Source organism: Salmonella sp. SAL04196 (assembly GCF_046550835.1).
GTDB classification, from domain to species: Bacteria; Pseudomonadota; Gammaproteobacteria; order Enterobacterales; family Enterobacteriaceae; genus Salmonella; species Salmonella enterica.
The window spans coordinates 18,990-39,033 of sequence record NZ_JBGDXE010000002.1 but is presented as its reverse complement, the minus strand read 5'-3'; the positions used below and the strand labels follow the sequence as shown (position 1 = coordinate 39,033).

Below are 20,044 nucleotides of genomic sequence, written 5' to 3'. Positions count from 1 at the left end.
CCTGTCGCCCTGTAAAAGCAAAAACCCGCCGAAGCGGGTTTTATGAAGAAGTGAAACTGACCGATAAGCCGGGTTCTGTCGTGGACAGTCATTCATCTAGGCCAGCAATCGCTCACTGGCTCAAGCAGCCTACCCGGGTTCAGTACGGGCCGTACCTTATGAACCCCTATTTGGCCTTGCTCCGGGTGGAGTTTACCGTGCCACGGACTGTTACCAGCCGCGCGGTGCGCTCTTACCGCACCCTTTCACCCTTACCTGATCCCACTTACGTGGGCCATCGGCGGTCTGCTCTCTGTTGCACTGGTCGTGGGTTTCCCCCCCAGGCGTTACCTGGCACCCTGCCCTATGGAGCCCGGACTTTCCTCCCCTCCGCCCGTCTCCCCGAAAGGACGACGACGAAGCGGCGACTGTCTGGTCAGCTTCGGCGCGCAGTATAGAGGGTTCGCGCGACTTTGTCACCCTGCGCTGCGCATTCCTATCGCCAGAGCAGCAGCAACATTTCTGGATGCCCGATAAATATTGTCAAAAGCGCCCCGAAAAGCCTCCTCCAGCGTCACGATGCGCGTGAGTACGCTAAAGACAGCGTCGATGCCATAATGATGCACTATCCCTACATCGTGCGTCAGGCTGCCGGCAATGCCAATCACTGGCTTATGATATTTTTTCGCCACATTCGCGACGCCAATCGGCACTTTACCGCGAATACTTTGGCTATCAATCCGCCCTTCTCCCGTCACCACCAGCGTACAGTCGTGGATATGCTCCTCCAGGTTCAGTGCCGCCGTGACAATTTCGATCCCGCTGCGTAATTCCGCACCGAGAAAAGCCATTAACGCCGCCCCCATACCGCCTGCCGCGCCTGCGCCGGGCGCCGCCTTTACGTCGACATTCAGCGATTTTTTTATGATGTCGGCATAGTGAGCAAGATTTCTGTCCAGCTCAACAATGTTCTCTTCGGTCGCGCCTTTCTGCGGCCCAAAAATTCGTGATGCGCCGTTGTCGCCGATCAGAGGATTAGAGACATCGCAAGCGACACGAATAGCGCAGAGTTTTAAACGGGGATCGAGCTCTGAAATATCAATGTCGCTTAGACAATGAAGGCTTCCGCCACCGTAACCGATATCCGCGCCGTTTGCATCGCGCAGTTTTGCGCCTAACGCCTGCATCATCCCCGCGCCGCCATCATTTGTCGCGCTGCCGCCAATGCCGATAATGATATTGCTTGCGCCGCTTTCCAGCGCCTGCAATATCAGCTCCCCCGTTCCCCGCGAGGTAGTAATCAAAGGGTTGCGTTTTTCTGGCGGAACCAGCGCCAGTCCGCTGGCCGCCGCCATTTCAATAAACGCGGTTTTACCATCCCCGGACATTCCCCAGCAGGCTTTCACTTTTTCACCCAACGGCCCGGTCACCCATGCGGCGCGTTCAACGCCCTGCGTCGCGGCAATCATGGCTTCGACCGTTCCTTCGCCGCCATCGGCAACCGGAACAGAGACATATTGCGCATCGGGGAAAATTTCCCGAAATCCTTTTTCTATCGCCTGCGCTACCTCGGCGGCAGAAAGGCTTTCTTTGTAGGAGTCGGGGGCAATTACGATTTTCATAGTGGTAGCCTGTTACTGCACAACGCCGGATGGCGTTTCACTTATCCAGCCTGAAATTCAGGCCCGGATCGCTACACGCCATCCGGGCACAACGTCGTTAGCGAGTGACTTCCACTTTCGCCAGTTTTTCGTAGTAGCACGCCAGCGCGCTATGGTCGTCATTACCGTGTCCATCCGCGCGTAACGCCTGCATCATTTCCATAACGGCGGCGGTCAGCGGGAGCTGCGCGCCAACGCCGTGGGAGGTATCCAGCGCATTCGCCAGATCTTTAATGTGCAGATCGATACGGAAACCTGGCTTAAAGTTTCTGTCCATGACCATCGGCGCTTTCGCATCCAGTACCGTGCTGCCAGCCAGACCGCCGCGAATCGCCTGATAGACCAGATCCGGGTTGACGCCCGCTTTAGTCGCCAGCGTCAGCGCTTCAGACATGGCGGCGATATTCAACGCCACGATCACCTGGTTAGCCAGTTTTGTGACGTTGCCCGCGCCGATATCGCCGGTATGCACCACGGAACCCGCCATCGCTTTCATCAGGTCGTAGTACTTGTCGAAAATGGCTTTATCGCCCCCCACCATCACCGACAGCGTGCCATCAATCGCCTTCGGCTCGCCGCCGCTGACCGGCGCATCCAACATCTCAACGCCCTTCGCCTTCAGCGCATCGCTGATTTCACGGCTTGCCAGCGGCGCGATAGAACTCATATCAATCAATACGGTTCCCGGCTTCGCGCCTTCGATGATACCGTTCTCGCCCAGCGCAACCTCTTTCACATGCGGAGAGTTAGGCAGCATCGTGATGATGACGTCACACTGTTCAGCGATCGCCTTCGCCGTAGAGGCCGTTTCCGCGCCTGCGGCAATGACGTCGGCAATCGCTTCAGGATTACGATCGGACACCACCAGCGAATACCCTGCTTTCAGTAAGTTTTTGCTCATGGGCTTACCCATGATGCCTAAGCCAATAAAGCCAACTTTCATCGTCATAGCGTTCTCTCTTTCCATACCAGGATTATTTTTTAAAGGTGTCGGCAAGTTTCTGCGTGCTGGCGCGGAATGCGCCTAAATCGCTGCCAACGGCGACAAAGGTCGCGCCCCATTCCAGATAACGGCGGGCATCCGCCTCTACCGGCGCCAGAATGCCGCACGGTTTACCGTGCGCTTTAGCGCGGGCGAAAATATGTTGAATCGTCTGCTGCACGTCAGGGTGAGAAGCATTGCCGAGATGACCCAGCGCGGCGGCCAAATCGCTTGGGCCGACAAAAATGCCATCAACGCCTTCCGTTGCGGCGATGGCATCAACATTGTCGACACCCAACTGGCTTTCGATTTGAACAATAATGGTGATATTTTTGTTCGACTGCGCAAAGTAATCAGGCACCGTACCGAACATATTCGCGCGGTGAGAAACGGAGACGCCGCGAATGCCTTCCGGCGGGTAACGCGTCGAGGCGACGGCGCGAGCCGCTTCCTCTTGCGTTTCAACAAAGGGGATCAGGAAGTTATAAAACCCAATATCCAGCATCCGTTTGATAATGACCGGTTCATTGGTTGGCACACGTACCACAGGCGCGCTGGCGCTGCCTTTCAATGCCATTAGCTGCGGAATTAAGGTGGTCACATCGTTCGGCGCATGTTCGCCATCCAGCACCAGCCAGTCAAATCCCGCCAGACCGAGAACTTCGGTGGTGATTGGGCTTGCCAGTGCAGACCAGCAGCCAATCTGCACCTGTTGCGCCGCCAGCGCCGCTTTAAACTTATTCGGGAAAATAGCGTTATTCATCGCTTATACCTTCGCTTATTTCTTTAATTCTCTACATGTGATGCCGCCACCATAACTTATAGCAACGACAATAAAATGCTTATCTGAAATCAGAATGGGTCTCCGCATTCTATTTCTAATGTGGTACACATCCTGTAGCACAATATACCGTTCTGATATCTTTATCGTCTTTTATTATTATCATGGTATTTTCAAATAACTCGTCAGATACACTGAATTCGCCATTCAGTATAAACAGCCTATGTCGGATAATCATTGTGCAAACGCTCATTAAAAAGGGATTATTTAACGCTTATTTTTGAGCATACGCCCATGATACTGGGCGCTAATGCACACATTTACGCTTTACCCGGCCTACATAAAAAATTTCATAATTTGCGGTGATCTGGATCACATTCTTATATTTATACTCCTGTCATTCTTATTTCATTATGCATGAACTTTATTTCTTATATTGAGATTTAACGATTTAACCATAACCAAAATAGATAATCCTATTTCTATCATCCAGGCTGGAGAATGTTGAACAATGGCCAATATCGAAATTCGCCAGGAATCGCCATCGGCGTTTTATATAAAAGTACATGAAACCGATAATGTCGCAATTATTGTTAATGACCACGGTCTTAAAGCCGGAACACGTTTTCCGGATGGCCTGGAACTGACTGAACATATTCCGCAAGGCCATAAAGTCGCTCTGACGGATATCCCCGCTCACGGCGAAATCATCCGTTATGGCGAAGTCATCGGTTATGCGGTACGCGACATCCCGCGCGGAAGCTGGATCGACGAGTCGCTGGTTGAACTGCCAAAAGCGCCGCCGCTGAATACGCTACCGTTGGCGACCAAAGTACCGGAACCGCTGCCGCCGCTGGAAGGCTACACGTTTGAGGGCTATCGTAACGCCGATGGCAGCGTCGGCACCAAAAATCTGCTTGGCATTACCACCAGCGTGCACTGTGTGGCGGGCGTGGTCGATTATGTGGTGAAATTAATTGAGCGCGATCTGCTGCCCAAATACCCGAATGTCGATGGCGTTGTAGGGCTAAACCATCTGTACGGCTGCGGCGTGGCAATCAACGCGCCGGCGGCGGTCGTGCCGATTCGCACGATTCATAATATCGCGCTTAACCCCAATTTTGGCGGCGAAGTGATGGTGATTGGCCTCGGTTGCGAAAAACTGCAGCCGGAACGACTGCTGGAAGGCACCGAGGATGTCCCCGCTATCGCCGTTGAAAGCGCCAGTATTGTGCGTTTACAGGACGAGCAGCATGTCGGCTTTAAATCAATGGTCGACGATATTTTGCGGGTCGCCGAACGCCATCTGACGAAACTGAACCAGCGCCAGCGCGAAACCTGCCCGGCCTCCGAGCTGGTCGTCGGGATGCAGTGCGGCGGCAGCGATGCGTTTTCCGGCGTCACGGCAAACCCGGCGGTGGGTTATGCTTCCGATCTGTTGGTACGCTGCGGCGCGACCGTCATGTTCTCGGAGGTCACCGAAGTGCGCGATGCCATTCATCTTCTGACGCCGCGCGCCATCAACGAAGCCGTGGGTAAACGCCTGCTGGATGAAATGGCCTGGTACGATAACTACCTTGATATGGGGAAAACCGATCGCAGCGCTAACCCGTCCCCTGGCAACAAAAAAGGCGGCCTGGCGAACGTCGTGGAAAAAGCGTTGGGCTCTATCGCTAAATCGGGTAAGAGCGCCATTGTCGAAGTATTGTCGCCGGGCCAGCGCCCCACCAAACGCGGCCTGATTTACGCCGCGACGCCCGCCAGCGATTTCGTCTGCGGCACGCAGCAGGTCGCTTCCGGCATTACCGTACAGGTCTTTACCACCGGACGCGGCACGCCTTACGGGCTGATGGCGGTGCCGGTCATTAAAATGGCGACGCGTACCGAGCTGGCGAACCGCTGGTATGACTTAATGGATATCAATGCAGGCACCATCGCCACGGGTGAAGAGACAATCGAAGATGTGGGCTGGAAGCTGTTTCACTTTATTCTCGATGTCGCCAGCGGCCGGAAAAAGACTTTCTCGGACCAGTGGGGCCTACATAACCAACTGGCGATATTTAACCCGGCGCCAGTGACCTGATCCAGTCAGTACCCTTCTCCGAGCAGGGTATAACCGCATAATCTGTAGACCGGGTAAGCGCCAGCGCTACCCGGTATTTTTTCGCCCTTAGTCTGTAGCCTGAAGTATGTCTGCCCGACATGCTTTTTTACGTCTGACTTTCGATAACTTCCATTTTATTTCGAAACTTTCATTTATCAGATCAAAATCACAAAAAAACATTCCGAAAGCCTATAAATTCTTTCAAAGAAAACAAACGAAAGATTTCGGAGGAAGGATGTTTATCATTTCAGGCAGAACAATGCTAAAGAAGGCGCAGCAGGAAGGTTATGCTGTGCCGGCGTTTAACATCCACAACCTGGAGACATTGCAAGTGGTGGTGGAAACCGCCGCAGAATTGCGCTCTCCGCTGATTGTCGCCGGTACGCCAGGCACCTTTAGCTACGCAGGCGTCGGTAATATCGTGGCCATCGCCGCAGAACTGGCGAAAAGCTGGAACCATCCTCTCGCGGTACATCTCGATCATCATGAAAAACTGGCCGACATCAAAATGAAAGTCGCCGCCGGGGTACGCTCGGTCATGATCGACGGGTCGCATTTCCCCTTTGCCGACAATATTGCGCTGGTGAAAAGTGTGGTTGATTACTGTCATCGCTACGATGTCAGCGTTGAAGCTGAACTTGGGCGTCTCGGCGGGCAGGAAGACGATCTTATCGTTGACGGTAAAGATGCGCTTTATACCCATCCGGAACAGGCCCGGGAATTTGTAGAAAAAACGGGTATCGACTCGTTAGCCATTGCTATCGGCACCGCTCACGGCCTCTACACCGCTGAACCAAAACTTGATTTTGAACGACTGACGGAAATTCGTCAGCGGGTTGATGTCCCCTTAGTCCTTCACGGCGCCTCTGGCCTGCCGACCCGCGATATTACCCGCGCTATTTCGCTGGGCATCTGCAAAGTTAACGTCGCCACCGAGCTTAAAATCGCCTTTTCCGGCGCGCTTAAAAACTATTTAACGCAACACGCAGAGGCCAGCGATCCCCGCCATTACATGATCCCGGCGAAAGCGGCCATGAAAGAGGTTGTACGTAAAGTGATTGCCGACTGCGGTTGTGAAGGGAAGCTCTAAAGCCCCCGGATTTAGCACGGCAAAGGGCGTTTTCATAGCTGGATCACGAAAGCCATTATTATCCTTTGCCTTCAAACCAAAAATATTATGAAGATAAACAAAAGATATCGGAGCCAGAAGTGAAAGAAATAATTTCTCGTCACAAAGCAGGGGAACAGATAGGGATCTGTTCCGTATGTTCAGCACACCCGCTGGTGATTGAATCCGCATTACGTTTTGATCTGAATAGCGGGAACAAAGTTCTGATCGAAGCGACCTCTAACCAGGTTAATCAGTTTGGCGGTTATACCGGCATGAAACCGGCTGACTTTCGTGATTTTGTCTATGGCATCGCCCAGGAAGTGGGTTTTCCACGCGAACGGCTTATTTTAGGCGGCGATCACCTGGGACCTAACTGCTGGCAAAACGAACCTGCGGATACGGCGATGGAAAAATCCGTCGAACTCATTAAGGCTTACGTCGCTGCCGGGTTTAGCAAAATCCATCTTGATGCCTCTATGTCCTGCGCTGACGACCCGACGCCGCTGGACCCAATGGTTGTCGCTAAACGCGCCGCCCTGCTTTGCCAGGCAGCGGAAACGACGGCGACCGACGAACAAAAACGCCATTTAACCTATGTTATCGGCACTGAAGTTCCGGTTCCGGGCGGGGAAGCCAGCGCCATTAACGCCGTACATGTTACCCGCGAACAGGATGCTGCCCGCACGCTGCAAACGCATCAGGCTGCTTTTCGCGCCCTGGGGCTGGAGGAGGCATTGAACCGGGTTATCGCGATTGTTGTACAGCCGGGCGTAGAATTCGACCATACACAGATTATCCACTATCAACCGCAGGCCGCTAAAGCGCTTTCCGACTGGATAAAAGAAACGCCGATGGTCTATGAAGCGCACTCCACCGATTACCAAACTCGCCAGGCCTACCGTGCGCTGGTACGCGATCATTACGCCATTCTGAAGGTCGGCCCGGCGCTCACTTTCGCGCTGCGCGAAGCCATTTTCGCACTTGCGCAAATGGAAAACGAGCTGATCTCCCCGGAACAACGTAGTCGGGTACTGGAGGTCATTGATGAAGTTATGCTAAACGAACCGGGCTACTGGAAAAAATACTACCGTCCAACCTGGAGCCAGGCGATGGTCGACATCCACTTTAGTTTGTCTGACCGTATTCGCTATTACTGGCCGCACCCGCGTATTCGTCAAAGCGTAGAGAAGTTAATCGCCAATCTGAACAACGTCACATTGCCGCTGGGATTAATTAGCCAGTTTATGCCCGTACAGTTTGAACGCCTGTCTGAGGGCGTGCTCACCCCCACGCCGCATAACCTGATTATTGACAAAATTCAGGATGTTCTGCGCGCTTATCGCTTCGGTTGCACGCCGGATGTCGCCTGAATAATGGAGAATTTATGAGCCAACTATTTGTCCGAACCGGAATCACATTCGACTCGAGCCAACAGGCGCTGGCGCACATTGGCAAAGAGATGCTGGCGAAAGGCGTGGTACATGATAGTTATCCGCAGGCGCTGGTGGAACGTGAAGCGTCTTTTCCTACCGGCATTGCGCTGGAGCGTCACGCCGTCGCTATCCCTCATTGCGAGGCGGTTCATGCGAAATCACCCGCTATCTATCTGATTCGTCCAGATAAGCCGGTCATGTTTCAACAGGCGGATGATGACGAAGAGATTGCCGTTTCGTTAATCATCGCCTTAATCGTTGAAAACCCGGCGGCACAGCTAAAACTTCTGCGCCGCCTGTTTAGTGAGCTACAGAACCCGAGCACCCTCGATGCCCTGTTAAGCGCGCCGGATGCCGAACTGGCGATACGCTTTCAGGAAACCATCCTTGAGCCTGAGCAGTGCGTCCAGGTTTGATAATAAATTGATAATAATGAGGAATACCCTATGAAACGTAAAGTAATTGTGGCCTGTGGCGGTGCGGTTGCAACCTCAACGATGGCTGCGGAAGAAATTAAAGAGCTATGTGATGCCAACCATATTGAGCTCGACTTAGTGCAATGCCGGGTCACCGAAATCGAAACCTATATGGACGGCGCCGATCTTATCTGTACCACTGCCAGGGTCGATCGCGCCTTTGGCGATATTCCCGTCGTTCACGGTATGCCTTTTGTTTCCGGCGTGGGTATTGAAGCATTACAGCAAAAAATTCTGTCCATTCTCATGGGGTAACGTATGTTTAGCGAAATAATGCGTTATATCCTCGACTTAGGCCCAACGGTGATGCTGCCTCTGGTGATCATCGTGTTCTCTAAACTGCTGGGAATGAAGCTTGGGGATTGTTTTAAATCGGGTTTGCATATTGGTATCGGCTTCGTGGGTATTGGTCTGGTCATCGGCCTGATGCTGGATTCTATCGGCCCCGCGGCGAAAGCCATGGCGGAACATTTCCAAATCAATCTCCACGTTATTGACGTCGGCTGGCCAGGTTCATCGCCCATGACCTGGGCGTCACAAATCGCGCTGGTCGCGATCCCTGTCGCCATCGGGGTTAACGTCCTGATGCTGGTGACCCGCATGACCCGCGTGGTGAATGTCGATATCTGGAATATCTGGCACATGACCTTCACGGGCGCCATGCTGCATCTGGCGACCGGTTCATACTGGCTGGGGATTCTGGGCGTTGTGGTTCATGCCGCCTTTGTCTACAAACTGGGGGACTGGTTTGCCAAAGATACCCGCGACTATTTTGGCCTTGAGGGGATTGCTATCCCACACGGTTCATCCGCGTACCTGGGCCCCGTGGCGGTGCTCGTTGATACCATTATCGAAAAAATTCCGGGCCTCAATCGTATTCACTTTAGCGCAGACGATGTCCAGAAACGCTTCGGACCGTTTGGCGAGCCGGTGACTGTCGGCTTCGTGATGGGGCTGGTGATTGGTGTACTGGCAGGCTACGACGCCAAAGCCGTTCTGCAACTGGCGGTCAAAACCGCAGCGGTGATGCTGCTTATGCCACGCGTCATTAAACCTATTATGGATGGCCTAACCCCTATCGCGAAACATGCGCGTAAACGTCTACAGGCCAAATTTGGCGGGCAGGAGTTCCTGATAGGCCTTGATCCAGCGCTACTGCTCGGTCATACCTCTGTTGTCTCCGCGAGCCTGATATTCATTCCGCTGACCATCCTGATTGCCGTCTTAGTACCGGGGAACCAGGTGCTGCCGTTCGGCGACCTCGCCACCATCGGTTTCTTTATTGCGATGGCGGTCGCGGTACACCAGGGCAACCTGTTCCGCACGCTGATTTCAGGTGTCATTATCATGGGTATCACCCTGTGGATAGCCACCCAGACGATTGGCCTGCATACCCAACTGGCTGCCAATGCCGGAGCGCTAAAAGCTGGCGGACAAGTCGCCTCACTGGATCAGGGCGGTTCCCCTATCACCTGGCTGCTGATTCAACTTTTTACCTGGCAGAATATCGTCGGCTTCGCCGTCATTGCCATTATCTATCTGGCCGGCGTACTGCTGACCTGGCGTCGCGCCCGACAGTTTGTCGCGGCTGAGAAAGCCACGGCGCTACAGCAAAGTCAAATCGCCTCTTAATTTTAGGGGAGCAATCGCTCCCCTCACCTTCCTGGAGAATGTTATGAAATCAGTGGTTATTCACGCTGAGGGAGACGTGCGCGTTGAAGAACGCCCCTTACCACAACTGCAAGCCGAGGACGATGTGTTGGTCAAGGTCGTTAGCTCAGGGCTTTGCGGATCGGATATCCCGCGTATTTTCGCGCAGGGCGCCCATTATTATCCTATTACGTTAGGCCATGAATTCAGCGGCTACGTTGAATCCTACGGTACTGGCGTAACGGATATGCAGCCTGGCGATGCCGTCGCTTGTGTCCCGCTTCTTCCCTGCTTTCACTGTCCGCAATGCGAACGCGGTTACTTTTCTTTATGCAAACAGTATCAGTTTGTAGGATCGCGCAGCGAAGGCGGTAATGCGGAATATGTGGTGGTCAAACGGGCCAATCTTTTCCGCTTGCCGTCTGATATGCCGATTGAAGATGGCGCGTTTATCGAACCGATTACCGTGGGCTTACACGCCTTTCATCTGGCGCAGGGCTGCGAGGGGAAAAACGTAATTATCGTTGGTGCCGGGACAATTGGCCTGCTGGCCTTACAGTGCGCGCGGGAACTGGGCGCGCGAAGCGTAACGGCGATTGATATCAATCCGCAGAAACTGGAACTGGCGAAAGCGCTCGGCGCAACGCATACCTGTAATAGCCGGGAAATGACCGCCGACGACATCCAGACCGCGTTGTCCGACATTCAGTTTGATCAACTGGTTCTCGAAACGGCAGGAACTCCCCAGACCGTCTCGCTGGCTATCGATATCGCCGGGCCGCGCGCGCAACTGGCGCTGGTGGGGACGTTACATCACGATCTCACCCTGACAACGCGTACATTCGGGCTAATTTTGCGTAAAGAGCTCACGCTCCTCGGCAGTTGGATGAACTACTCCGCGCCATGGCCAGGAGAAGAATGGGAAACCGCAGCGCGCCTGTTGGCTGAAAAACGTCTTCAACTGACCCCTCTCATTGCCCATCGCGGCGATGCGGAAAGCTTTGCAGAAGCAGTCAAAGCGCTTAATGGCGCGCCCATGCAGGGCAAAATCCTACTTCAACTTTCCTGATGGTACGAGCCAGCAACCTGCGCTGGCTCACATTTCCTTTCGAAATTTAGCGTTCACCTTTCGCAATCCTTCGTTTAAACTAGTTACAGTTAATTATCAGGCAAATCAATATGAACTCATTTGAGCGAAGAAATAAAATTGTCGACCTGATTAATACGCAAGGCAGCGTGCTGGTGATGGACCTTTCAAATACCTTTGGTATTTCTGAAGTGACTATCCGTGCTGACCTGCGTCTGCTGGAAGAGAAAGGCCTTGTCACCCGTTTTCATGGCGGCGCGGCAAAACCGGGAAGTCATCTGGCGGAAGGCGACAATCAGGAAGTCATTCTGGAAGATCGGTATCAACTCGCCAGCGATCCGAAAAAGCGGATTGCCCAGGCGGCTGCGGCAATGGTTGAAGAAGGAATGACCATCATTCTGGATAGCGGGAGCACAACATTACTGATTGCGGAAGCGCTCGCGCGAAAAAGCAATATTACGGTGATCACTAACAGCTTGCCTGCCGCTTTTACGCTATCAGAAAATAAAGATCTCACGCTGGTGGTCTGCGGCGGTACGGTACGGCATAAAACCCACTCAATGCACGGCACGATTGCGGAACGATCGCTACACGGCATCAGCGCCGATGTCATGTTTGTCGGGGCGGATGGCATTGATGCGACAAACGGTATTACCACGTTTAACGAAGGTTATTCCATTAGCGGCGTCATGGCGGCGGCGGCACACAAAGTTATCGCGGTACTGGACGCGACCAAATTTAACCGTCGCGGCTTTAACCAGGTATTGCCGATGGACAAGATCGATTGTGTGATAACCGATGACACCATCAGCAAACAGGATAAAGCGGCATTAGCGAAAACAGGCGTGGAACTAATGATCGTCTAAAAAGGAGTCGGTTATGCGTTGCTGATCGCGAGAGTAAGCCCGAAGGAAAGGCCCGGCCCGCTATCACCGCCCAATGCCCCCATCACTTTACCCACATCAATCACCTGATTGAGTATTAACGCGATGGCGATAAAAGGCGGTTCCCGGGCGCTCGCTTTTACTCTTCCTGCTGCCCCAGCGCATATTTATACAGCGCATTTTTCTTCACGCTGTGAATTTCTGCTGCCAGCGCCGCCGCTTTTTTCAGCGGCAGTTCTGCCTGTAGCAGCGCCAGCGTGCGCAGCGCGTCGGCGGGCAGGTCGTCTTCTTGCGCTTTATGCCCTTCGACAATCAGCACCATTTCGCCTTTGCGACGGTTTTCATCTTCTTTGACCCACGCCAGCAGCTCGCCGACCGGCGCGCCGTGAATGGTTTCCCAGGTTTTGGTCAGCTCACGCGCCAGCACCACATAGCGGGATTCTCCCAATACCGCGACGATATCTTCCAGGCTATCTAACAGGCGGTGGGTTGACTCATAAAAAATCAGCGTTCGCGGCTCCGCTTCAATGGCTTTTAGCGCATCACGGCGGCCTTTGGATTTCGCCGGTAAAAAGCCTTCATAGCAGAAACGGTCGGATGGCAGGCCAGCGGCGCTCAGGGCGGCAATCGCCGCACACGGCCCCGGTAGCGGCACCACGCGAATCCCCGCTTCACGGCAGGTACGTACCAGGTGATAGCCGGGGTCATTAATTAGCGGCGTACCGGCGTCGGAAACCAGCGCAATGTTCTGCCCTTCTTTTAGCTTCGCGACCAGCGTTTCCGCTTTTTGTTGTTCGTTATGGTCGTGCAGCGCAAACAACCGGGCATTAATCCCAAAATGTTGCAGCAATAAACCGGTATGACGAGTGTCTTCAGCGGCAATTAAATCAACGGCTTGTAAAACTTCCAGCGCGCGTTGAGTAATATCAGCCAAATTCCCTATAGGAGTAGGTACAATAAAGAGTTGGCCCTGAGAATTATCCGCCGATTCGTTTTGTTTCATTGTGTCGTCCGTATTGCCGATTTAATATTGAGCATTGCGTAAAAAAATATCACTGGATACAGTATGGTACCCTCAACATTTTCTCGTTTGAACGCCGCGCGCGCGCTGCCTGTCGTCCTAGCTGCGCTACTTTTCGCCGGGTGCGGCACCCAGGCGCCAGATCAAAGCGCAGCCTATATGCAGGGTTCAGCGCAAGCTGACTCCGCCTTTTACCTGCATCAGATGCAGCAAAGCGCAGATGATAGCAAGACCAACTGGCAATTACTCGCCATTCATGCACTGCTGAAAGAAGGAAAAAGCCAGCAGGCCGTCGACCTGTTCAACCAACTCCCGCAAAATCTGAACGATACCCAGCGTCGCGAACAGTCTTTATTAGCGGTAGAAATCAAACTGGCGCAAAAAGATGTCGCAGGCGCGCAGGCCTTGCTGGATAAACTAAAACCCGCCGACTTTGCGCCAAATCAGCAAGCGCGTTACTGGCAGGCGCAGATCGTTGCCAGCCAGGGACGCCCGTCGCTTACCCTATTGCGGGCGTTAATCGCCCAGGAACCGCTACTGGCGGCGAAAGAGAAACAAAAAAATATCGACGCCACCTGGCAGGCGCTCTCCGCCATGACGCCGGATCAGGCCAGGACGCTGGTTATCAACGCCGATGAAAATGTGCTTCAGGGCTGGCTGGATCTGCAACGCGTCTGGTTTGACAACCGCAACGATCCGGACATGCTGAAAGCCGGGATCGCCGACTGGCAAAAACGCTACCCGCAAAATCCGGGGGCGAAAATGCTGCCGACGCAGCTCGTCAATGTACAACGTTTTAAACCAGCTTCCACCAGCAAAATCGCTCTGCTGCTGCCGCTGAACGGTCAGGCTGCCGTGTTTGGCCGTACCATCCAGCAAGGTTTCGAAGCCGCGAAAAACCTCGGCACCCAGGCGGTAGAGATGCAGCCTGCCGCCGCGCCTGATGCGCCAGTAGAACCTGGCGTGGAGGAGACGCAGCCACAAATGACCAACGGCGTCGCCAGTCCGTCGCAGGCCTCGGTGAGCGATCTGACTGATGACGCTCCATCCCAGTCCGCTACGCCAGTCAGCGCGCCACAAACTCCCCCTGCTACAGCAAGCGCGCCGGCGGATCCCTCCGCTGAATTAAAAATCTACGATACCTCTTCCCAGCCGTTGGATCAGGTGCTCGCTCAGGTTCAGCAAGACGGCGCCAGTATCGTGGTCGGGCCGCTGTTGAAAAACAATGTGGAAGCGCTGATGAAAAGCAACACGCCGCTCAACGTGCTGGCGCTCAACCAGCCGGAAACTGTACGTAGCTTCCCTAATATCTGCTATTTCGCGCTCTCTCCTGAAGATGAAGCCCGTGACGCGGCGCATCATATTTATGACCAGGGCAAGCAGTCGCCGCTGCTGTTGATCCCACGCAGCGCGCTTGGCGATCGCGTGGCGAACGCCTTCACCCAGGAGTGGCAAAAACTGGGCGGCGGCATCGTGTTACAGCAAAAATTCGGCTCCGTAGCCGAGCTGAAAATGGGCGTGAACGGCGGCGCGGGTATCGCGTTGACGGGCAGTCCGGTCGCCGCCAGCGTGCCTGCGCAGCCTGGCGTCACCATTGGCGGTCTGACCATCCCTGCGCCGCCGACCGACGCGCAAATCACCGGCGGCGGACGCGTAGACGCGGTCTATATTCTGGCTACGCCGGAAGAGATTGGCTTTATCAAACCGATGATCGCCATGCGTAACGGCACCCAGAGCGGCGCGACGCTGTATGCCAGCTCCCGTAGCGCGCAAGGCACCTCCGGCCCCGACTTCCGTCTGGAGATGGAAGGTTTACAATACAGTGAAATTCCTATGCTGGCAGGCGGCAATATGCCGTTGATGCAGCAGGCGCTGAGCGCTGTACATAACGACTATTCTCTGGCGCGGATGTACGCCATGGGCGTGGATGCCTGGACGCTGGCGAACCACTTTTCGCAGATGCGTCAGGTGCAGGGGTTTGAGATCAATGGTAATACCGGCGCATTAACTGCCAGCCCGGATTGTGTGATTAACAGGAAGTTATCATGGCTCAAATACCAGCAAGGGGAGATTGTTCCCGCCAGCTAACGCGTAAACAGGCTGGCGACGCGTGGGAAGCTGCCGCGCGTCGCTGGCTGGAAAGCAAAGGACTGCGGTTTATCGCCGCCAACGTGCGCGAGCGCGGCGGCGAAATCGATCTGATCATGCGTGACGGAAAAACGACGGTTTTTGTTGAGGTCCGCTATCGGCGCTCCGGGCTTTATGGCGGCGCGGCGGCTAGTGTGACCCGCAGCAAGCAACACAAATTATTACATACTGCCCGCTTGTGGCTCGCCCGCCAGAATGGGAGTTTTGATACTGTGGATTGTCGGTTCGATGTGTTAGCCTTCACCGGAAATGAGATTGAGTGGTTTCGGGATGCGTTTAACGACCACTCATAATTGAAGATTTTAAGGATTAGCGTGCTCGAAAGAATCAAAGTTTGCTTTACAGAAAGCATTCAAACTCAAATTGCTGCGGCGGAAGCGCTTCCGGATGCCATTTCCCGCGCCGCCATGACGCTGGTTCATTCCCTGCTTAACGGCAACAAAATCCTCTGTTGTGGAAACGGGACGTCCGCGGCCAACGCACAGCATTTTGCTGCCAGCATGATTAACCGCTTTGAAACGGAGCGACCCAGTTTACCCGCCATTGCACTAAATACCGATAATGTGGTCTTAACTGCGATCGCTAACGATCGCCTGCACGATGAAGTTTATGCAAAACAAGTCCGGGCGCTGGGACATGCAGGCGATGTTTTATTGGCGATCTCTACGCGTGGTAATAGTCGCGATATCGTAAAAGCCGTTGAAGCAGCCGTCACACGTGACATGACCATTGTGGCGCTAACCGGGTATGACGGGGGCGAGCTGGCCGGACTATTAGGGCCGCAGGATGTTGAAATTCGTATCCCTTCACATCACAGCGCGCGCATTCAGGAAATGCATATGCTGACGGTAAACTGCCTGTGCGATTTGATCGATAACACGCTTTTTCCTCACCAGGATGATTAAGGAGTACACATGAAGGCATTTTCGCCGCTCGCAGTCCTTATTTCTGCGTTGCTATTGCAAGGTTGCGTCGCCGCCGCGGTAGTGGGTACGGCAGCCGTCGGCACCAAAGCCGCAACCGACCCGCGTAGCGTGGGCACCCAGGTGGATGACGGAACGCTGGAACTGCGTGTCAGCAGCGCGCTGTCGAAAGATGAGCAAATCAAAAAAGAGACGCGCATCAATGTCACGGCTTATCAGGGCAAAGTTTTGTTAGTGGGCCAGTCGCCAAACAGCGAACTCTCCGCACGCGCGAAACAGATAGCGATGGGCGTTGAAGGCACCACCGAGGTCTATAACGAGATTCGCCAGGGTCAGCCTATCGGCCTGGGGACCGCCTCTAACGATACCTGGATCACCACGAAAGTTCGCTCACAGCTACTGACCAGCGATCAGGTAAAATCGTCAAATGTGAAAGTCACCACCGAAAATGGCGAAGTATTCCTGCTGGGCCTGGTAACTGAACGTGAAGGTAAAGCGGCAGCGGACATCGCCAGCCGGGTGAGCGGCGTGAAACGCGTGACCACCGCCTTTACGTATATTAAGTAACCGGTGTGCCGGGTGGCGATAAAAATGTGTAAACCGCGTCGCCATCCGGTAAATCATCCGGCTTCGCTACTCCGCTTTTTCCCGCAGTTGCGATGAGGTCAGAATCGTCACGCCTTCTTGTGCTGGCGCCAGCGCTTCCGCCAGCATGGCCCGCGCCACATCCCGCGCATCAATCGATTTCCAGTTTCCGGGCAGCAGCCGGAATAGCGGAGCGAAAAGCGTTTCATTCACCCGCCGCGTTGTTCTGTCGCCGAGCAGCATAGAAGGCCGGGCAATCGTCAAACGAGGCCAATTTTGCGCGATTAACGCCTCCTCCATTTCTCCTTTCACCCGATTGTAAAAAAACGGAGAGTGCGCGTTTGCTCCCATTGCGCTGACCACCACCATGTGCTGCGCGCCCAGTCGACGCCCGGTCAGCGCGGTATCAACCACCAGCGTATAATCCGCATGAATAAACGCCGCTTTACTTCCCGCTTCACGCCGGGTCGTGCCCAGGCAGCAAAAAACAATATCCACCGGGTCGGTCACCTGAGCTAACGCATCGGTAAGCTGCGGATCGTGAGGGTTATAAACGCCGACAATATCCGTCAGCGGACGACGCGTCGGCGCGGCGATAGCGCTCACCTGCGGCGTGTTGATTAACATTCTCAGCAGATGTCCGCCGACCAGTCCGGTCGCGCCGGTAATCAGTACCTGACTCATCCTCGCTCCTTTACAGATTTGTCCACCTTGCACTCTCGGCCCTATCGACCAGGCTTAATAGTCTACGAGGTAAGTATCCATCATTGTGGAAAATTTGCCTTACCCGACGCCACCACTGCGGAGGAAACGCATGAGTAAGAAAATTGCCGTTTTGATTACCGATGAATTTGAAGATTCAGAATTTACCTCGCCGGCAGCAGAATTCCGTCAGGCCGGCCATGAGGTCATCACCATCGAAAAAGAGGCGGGTAAAACGGTGAAAGGAAAAAAAGGCGAGGCCAGCGTCACCATTGATAAGGCTATTGATGACGTTCGTCCCGACGAGTTCGACGCCTTGCTATTGCCGGGAGGTCATTCGCCGGACTACCTGCGCGGCGACAGCCGTTTCGTGGATTTTACCCGCGATTTCGTTAACAGCGGTAAACCGGTTTTTGCCATTTGCCACGGCCCGCAGTTGTTGATCAGCGCCGATGTCATTCGTGGCCGCAAACTCACGGCGGTGAAACCGATTATTATCGATGTGAAGAATGCGGGCGCGGAATTTTACGATCAGGAAGTCGTCGTCGATAAAGATCAGCTGGTGACCAGCCGCACGCCTGACGACCTGCCGGCATTTAACCGCGAGGCACTACGCCTGCTGGGCGCGTGAGTCGCGTAACCAGTGCAGTTTTTTACCAAACCCCAGCGTGTTGTCGGTGAATTTAATCTCATCCAGCCGGATTTCCCATACCGGCGCTGGCAGCACCCTGGCGACCGGGAAGCGACGAAGGTAAGCTTTACGCGCGGCGTCGCTCTCCTGCCCCTCCAGACGGCGAATTACCCCTTTAAACTGTACGCCGCGAATGCGCGTCACCGTTTTCGGCTGACCATTGACCGTTCCCGCAACTGGCGCGCACGCGCCGGACATTTGCGCATGGCGGGTTTTATCATCCGTTAACAGATACAGCGCGACGTTTTGCGCATCGAACAAATAAAACGCATTGGCGCACCACAGCTCTCCCTCATGGTGTACGCACCAGGTCACCACGTGTTGTTTCGCCAGCCAACGGCCAATAGCGGTAAGTGTGTCCATCTTTATTCTCGCTTATACTGGGAATCTGAAAATTATCATGCTGATGGCGACAATGACACCCTGGTATCTGTATCTGATTCGTACCGCAGACAATGCGCTTTACACCGGAATAACCACCGATGTGGCGCGTCGTTACAGGCAGCATCAAACGGGAAAAGGCGCAAAAGCATTACGGGGAAAAGGCGAGTTAACGCTGGCGTTTGCGGCGCAGGTCGGCGATCGCTCGCTGGCCCTGCGCATAGAGTATCGCATCAAACAGCTCACAAAGCGCCAGAAGGAGCGCCTTGTGACGGAACGCGAAGCGTTTGAGGCGCTGCTGTCCAGCCTGCAAACGCCGGTGCTTAAAAACGATTGAAGTGGTCGTGATACTCCACCAGCCCCGTCACGCCTTCCAGCGCATCCTCAGCCAAACGGTGTACCTGGAAAGCGCTTTCCGTACCGGGCCAACGGCAGTGAAGATCGTAATGCGCGGCCAGTTCAAAACCGAAGCGGCTATATAACGCCGGGTCGCCCAACGTCACGACCGCCGCGTAGCCGAACTCGTTGAGCGAATCCAGCCCTTCATACACTAACTGGCGCGCCAGCCCTTGCCCGCGATACTTTTCATCGACCACCAGCGGCGCCATGCCGACCCACTGTAAATCTTCGCCCTGCACATCAACCGGACTAAAGGCGACATAGCCCACCACCTGGCCTTCATCATCCGTGGCCACCAGTCCGAGCGTCAGAAAACCATCTTCACGCAAATCGTGAACCAGCTTCGCTTCCGCATCGCTTTCGAATGAACGGCGTAACAGCGCATCAATACCAGGCGCATCAATAGGAATTTCTACTCGAATTAGCATGGTTCACCTACCGAGGTCTGTTTGGTTTCCGGCGAGTTTTTCATACCCGCCTCAACAAAATCCGCCAGTTGCAGCAGCATAACGCGTAACGCTTTCGGCATCTGCTCCAGTTCGATGGCGTCCATCAGATTCTTCACATACAACCCTAACTCAGTATCGCCTTCAATGACCAGTCGACGCTGGAAAAAGAGCGTATCCGGGTCCTGTTTACGGGCAGCTATCATTAGCAGATCGCTGGCGTCGGCGCTAAAACTGACGTCGGCATCCGCCTGCTGGCTAACGATCAGCTTTTCATTTTCAACTGTGGTATACCATTTTAAGTCGATGTCACGAACATGAATGCTTAACCAACGACCTTCGAGGAATTCCAGCTCTCCATCGGCCAGCGCCTGACGAAACTGCCAGCTCAGAACCTGTTCCAGAACCTGGCGCTTTAGCGCAAAGGGCGTCAGTTTAACCGGTACACTCATCAGAGACGGGCCAGCATGGACTAAGCGTGAACGCAGTTTATCTAACACGAGCTTTACTCCCTGTTTCAATAGTCCTGTTATTTTGCCATATCCAATAAATCACATGGCGGCGTAAATCAACAATTGGGTCTGATTTTCTACCCCATTA

22 protein-coding genes and 1 other RNA gene are annotated in these 20,044 nt (G+C 54.1%); 14 read left to right on the top strand and 9 right to left on the bottom strand.

What is annotated here, in order from left to right; all coding sequences use genetic code 11:
• Positions 1-48 precede the first annotated feature (48 nt).
• The 4 genes from rnpB to garL form a co-directional block, all read right to left on the bottom strand.
• Positions 49-423: RNase P RNA component class A (gene rnpB, locus ACLJPE_RS09635), an RNA gene on the bottom strand.
• Positions 424-455: 32 nt separating this feature from the next.
• On the bottom strand, positions 456-1,601 hold the full coding sequence (garK, locus tag ACLJPE_RS09630) for a glycerate 2-kinase (protein ID WP_000706458.1): 1,146 nt from the start codon (positions 1,599-1,601) through the stop codon (positions 456-458).
• 97 nt (positions 1,602-1,698) lie between these two features.
• Positions 1,699-2,589, bottom strand: coding sequence for a 2-hydroxy-3-oxopropionate reductase (gene garR, locus ACLJPE_RS09625; protein WP_000178106.1), 891 nt, complete (start codon positions 2,587-2,589; stop codon positions 1,699-1,701).
• Positions 2,590-2,614: 25 nt separating this feature from the next.
• Entirely contained in the window at positions 2,615-3,385 is a 771-nt protein-coding gene (gene garL / locus ACLJPE_RS09620; RefSeq protein WP_001057715.1) for a 2-dehydro-3-deoxyglucarate aldolase, read from the bottom strand.
• Positions 3,386-3,914: 529 nt separating this feature from the next.
• Here garL and garD point away from each other — a divergent pair.
• The 8 genes from garD (at position 3,915) to ACLJPE_RS09580 (ending at position 12,130) form a co-directional block, all read left to right on the top strand.
• Positions 3,915-5,486, top strand: a complete 1,572-nt coding sequence (gene garD / locus ACLJPE_RS09615) for a galactarate dehydratase (RefSeq protein ID WP_023233400.1) — start codon at positions 3,915-3,917, stop codon at positions 5,484-5,486.
• Positions 5,487-5,742: 256 nt separating this feature from the next.
• Entirely contained in the window at positions 5,743-6,597 is an 855-nt protein-coding gene (locus ACLJPE_RS09610; RefSeq protein WP_000469979.1) for a tagatose bisphosphate family class II aldolase, read from the top strand.
• A gap of 119 nt (positions 6,598-6,716) precedes the next feature.
• Entirely contained in the window at positions 6,717-7,988 is a 1,272-nt protein-coding gene (gene gatZ / locus ACLJPE_RS09605; RefSeq protein WP_001805535.1) for a tagatose-bisphosphate aldolase subunit GatZ, read from the top strand.
• 14 nt (positions 7,989-8,002) lie between these two features.
• Positions 8,003-8,467 carry a PTS galactitol transporter subunit IIA gene (gene gatA / locus ACLJPE_RS09600; RefSeq protein ID WP_000080445.1) on the top strand — a complete coding sequence of 155 codons (465 nt, stop codon included), beginning with the start codon at positions 8,003-8,005 and terminating at the stop codon, positions 8,465-8,467.
• Between the two features lie 30 nt (positions 8,468-8,497).
• Positions 8,498-8,782 carry a PTS galactitol transporter subunit IIB gene (gene gatB, locus ACLJPE_RS09595; protein WP_000824293.1) on the top strand — a complete coding sequence of 95 codons (285 nt, stop codon included), beginning with the start codon at positions 8,498-8,500 and terminating at the stop codon, positions 8,780-8,782.
• 3 nt (positions 8,783-8,785) lie between these two features.
• Positions 8,786-10,159, top strand: a complete 1,374-nt coding sequence (locus ACLJPE_RS09590) for a galactitol-specific PTS transporter subunit IIC (RefSeq protein ID WP_000490601.1) — start codon at positions 8,786-8,788, stop codon at positions 10,157-10,159.
• 43 nt (positions 10,160-10,202) lie between these two features.
• Positions 10,203-11,246: a galactitol-1-phosphate 5-dehydrogenase gene (gene gatD, locus ACLJPE_RS09585; RefSeq protein WP_000844174.1), complete on the top strand. Its 1,044-nt coding sequence runs from the start codon at positions 10,203-10,205 to the stop codon at positions 11,244-11,246.
• 110 nt (positions 11,247-11,356) lie between these two features.
• Positions 11,357-12,130, top strand: coding sequence for a DeoR/GlpR family DNA-binding transcription regulator (locus ACLJPE_RS09580; RefSeq protein ID WP_001083899.1), 774 nt, complete (start codon positions 11,357-11,359; stop codon positions 12,128-12,130).
• A 157-nt stretch (positions 12,131-12,287) separates the two neighbouring features.
• Here the strand turns inward: ACLJPE_RS09580 and rsmI are convergent, their stop codons facing one another.
• A complete protein-coding gene (gene rsmI, locus ACLJPE_RS09575; protein ID WP_000812285.1) occupies positions 12,288-13,151 on the bottom strand; it encodes a 16S rRNA (cytidine(1402)-2'-O)-methyltransferase in 864 nt (287 codons plus the stop codon).
• Between the two features lie 63 nt (positions 13,152-13,214).
• Here rsmI and ACLJPE_RS09570 point away from each other — a divergent pair, with 63 nt between their 5' ends.
• Genes ACLJPE_RS09570 through dolP form a run of 4 tightly spaced genes read left to right on the top strand, consistent with a single transcriptional unit; the run spans position 13,215 to position 16,807 of the window.
• Positions 13,215-15,257, top strand: coding sequence for a penicillin-binding protein activator (locus ACLJPE_RS09570; protein WP_000249235.1), 2,043 nt, complete (start codon positions 13,215-13,217; stop codon positions 15,255-15,257).
• Positions 15,215-15,610 carry a YraN family protein gene (locus tag ACLJPE_RS09565; RefSeq protein WP_000057285.1) on the top strand — a complete coding sequence of 132 codons (396 nt, stop codon included), beginning with the start codon at positions 15,215-15,217 and terminating at the stop codon, positions 15,608-15,610. The genes ACLJPE_RS09570 and ACLJPE_RS09565 overlap by 43 nt, the downstream gene beginning before the upstream one ends.
• A 21-nt stretch (positions 15,611-15,631) precedes the next feature.
• Entirely contained in the window at positions 15,632-16,222 is a 591-nt protein-coding gene (gene diaA, locus ACLJPE_RS09560) for a DnaA initiator-associating protein DiaA (protein WP_000893481.1), read from the top strand.
• A 9-nt stretch (positions 16,223-16,231) separates the two neighbouring features.
• Positions 16,232-16,807 carry a division/outer membrane stress-associated lipid-binding lipoprotein gene (gene dolP, locus ACLJPE_RS09555; RefSeq protein WP_000643280.1) on the top strand — a complete coding sequence of 192 codons (576 nt, stop codon included), beginning with the start codon at positions 16,232-16,234 and terminating at the stop codon, positions 16,805-16,807.
• A gap of 66 nt (positions 16,808-16,873) precedes the next feature.
• On the opposite strand, the gene ACLJPE_RS09550 is transcribed toward dolP, so the two are convergent.
• Positions 16,874-17,509, bottom strand: coding sequence for an NAD(P)H-binding protein (locus ACLJPE_RS09550; protein ID WP_001521094.1), 636 nt, complete (start codon positions 17,507-17,509; stop codon positions 16,874-16,876).
• A 130-nt stretch (positions 17,510-17,639) separates the two neighbouring features.
• Here ACLJPE_RS09550 and yhbO point away from each other — a divergent pair, with 130 nt between their 5' ends.
• On the top strand, positions 17,640-18,158 hold the full coding sequence (yhbO, locus tag ACLJPE_RS09545) for a protein/nucleic acid deglycase (RefSeq protein WP_000037599.1): 519 nt from the start codon (positions 17,640-17,642) through the stop codon (positions 18,156-18,158).
• Here the strand turns inward: yhbO and ACLJPE_RS09540 are convergent.
• On the bottom strand, positions 18,138-18,581 hold the full coding sequence (locus tag ACLJPE_RS09540; protein ID WP_000380407.1) for a YhbP family protein: 444 nt from the start codon (positions 18,579-18,581) through the stop codon (positions 18,138-18,140). The genes yhbO and ACLJPE_RS09540 overlap by 21 nt on opposite strands.
• Positions 18,582-18,618: 37 nt before the next feature.
• On the opposite strand from ACLJPE_RS09540, the gene ACLJPE_RS09535 reads away from it, so the two are divergent.
• On the top strand, positions 18,619-18,936 hold the full coding sequence (locus ACLJPE_RS09535; protein ID WP_000928379.1) for a GIY-YIG nuclease family protein: 318 nt from the start codon (positions 18,619-18,621) through the stop codon (positions 18,934-18,936).
• On the opposite strand, the gene ACLJPE_RS09530 is transcribed toward ACLJPE_RS09535, so the two are convergent.
• Together ACLJPE_RS09530 and ACLJPE_RS09525 are read right to left on the bottom strand one after the other, a co-directional pair.
• A complete protein-coding gene (locus ACLJPE_RS09530) occupies positions 18,923-19,426 on the bottom strand; it encodes a GNAT family N-acetyltransferase (protein WP_000908567.1) in 504 nt (167 codons plus the stop codon). The two genes, ACLJPE_RS09535 and ACLJPE_RS09530, sit on opposite strands and share 14 nt — an antisense overlap.
• A complete protein-coding gene (locus ACLJPE_RS09525; protein ID WP_000884721.1) occupies positions 19,420-19,944 on the bottom strand; it encodes an SCP2 domain-containing protein in 525 nt (174 codons plus the stop codon). Before ACLJPE_RS09525 ends, ACLJPE_RS09530 begins: the two co-directional genes overlap by 7 nt.
• Between the last annotated feature and the right edge of the window lie 100 nt (positions 19,945-20,044).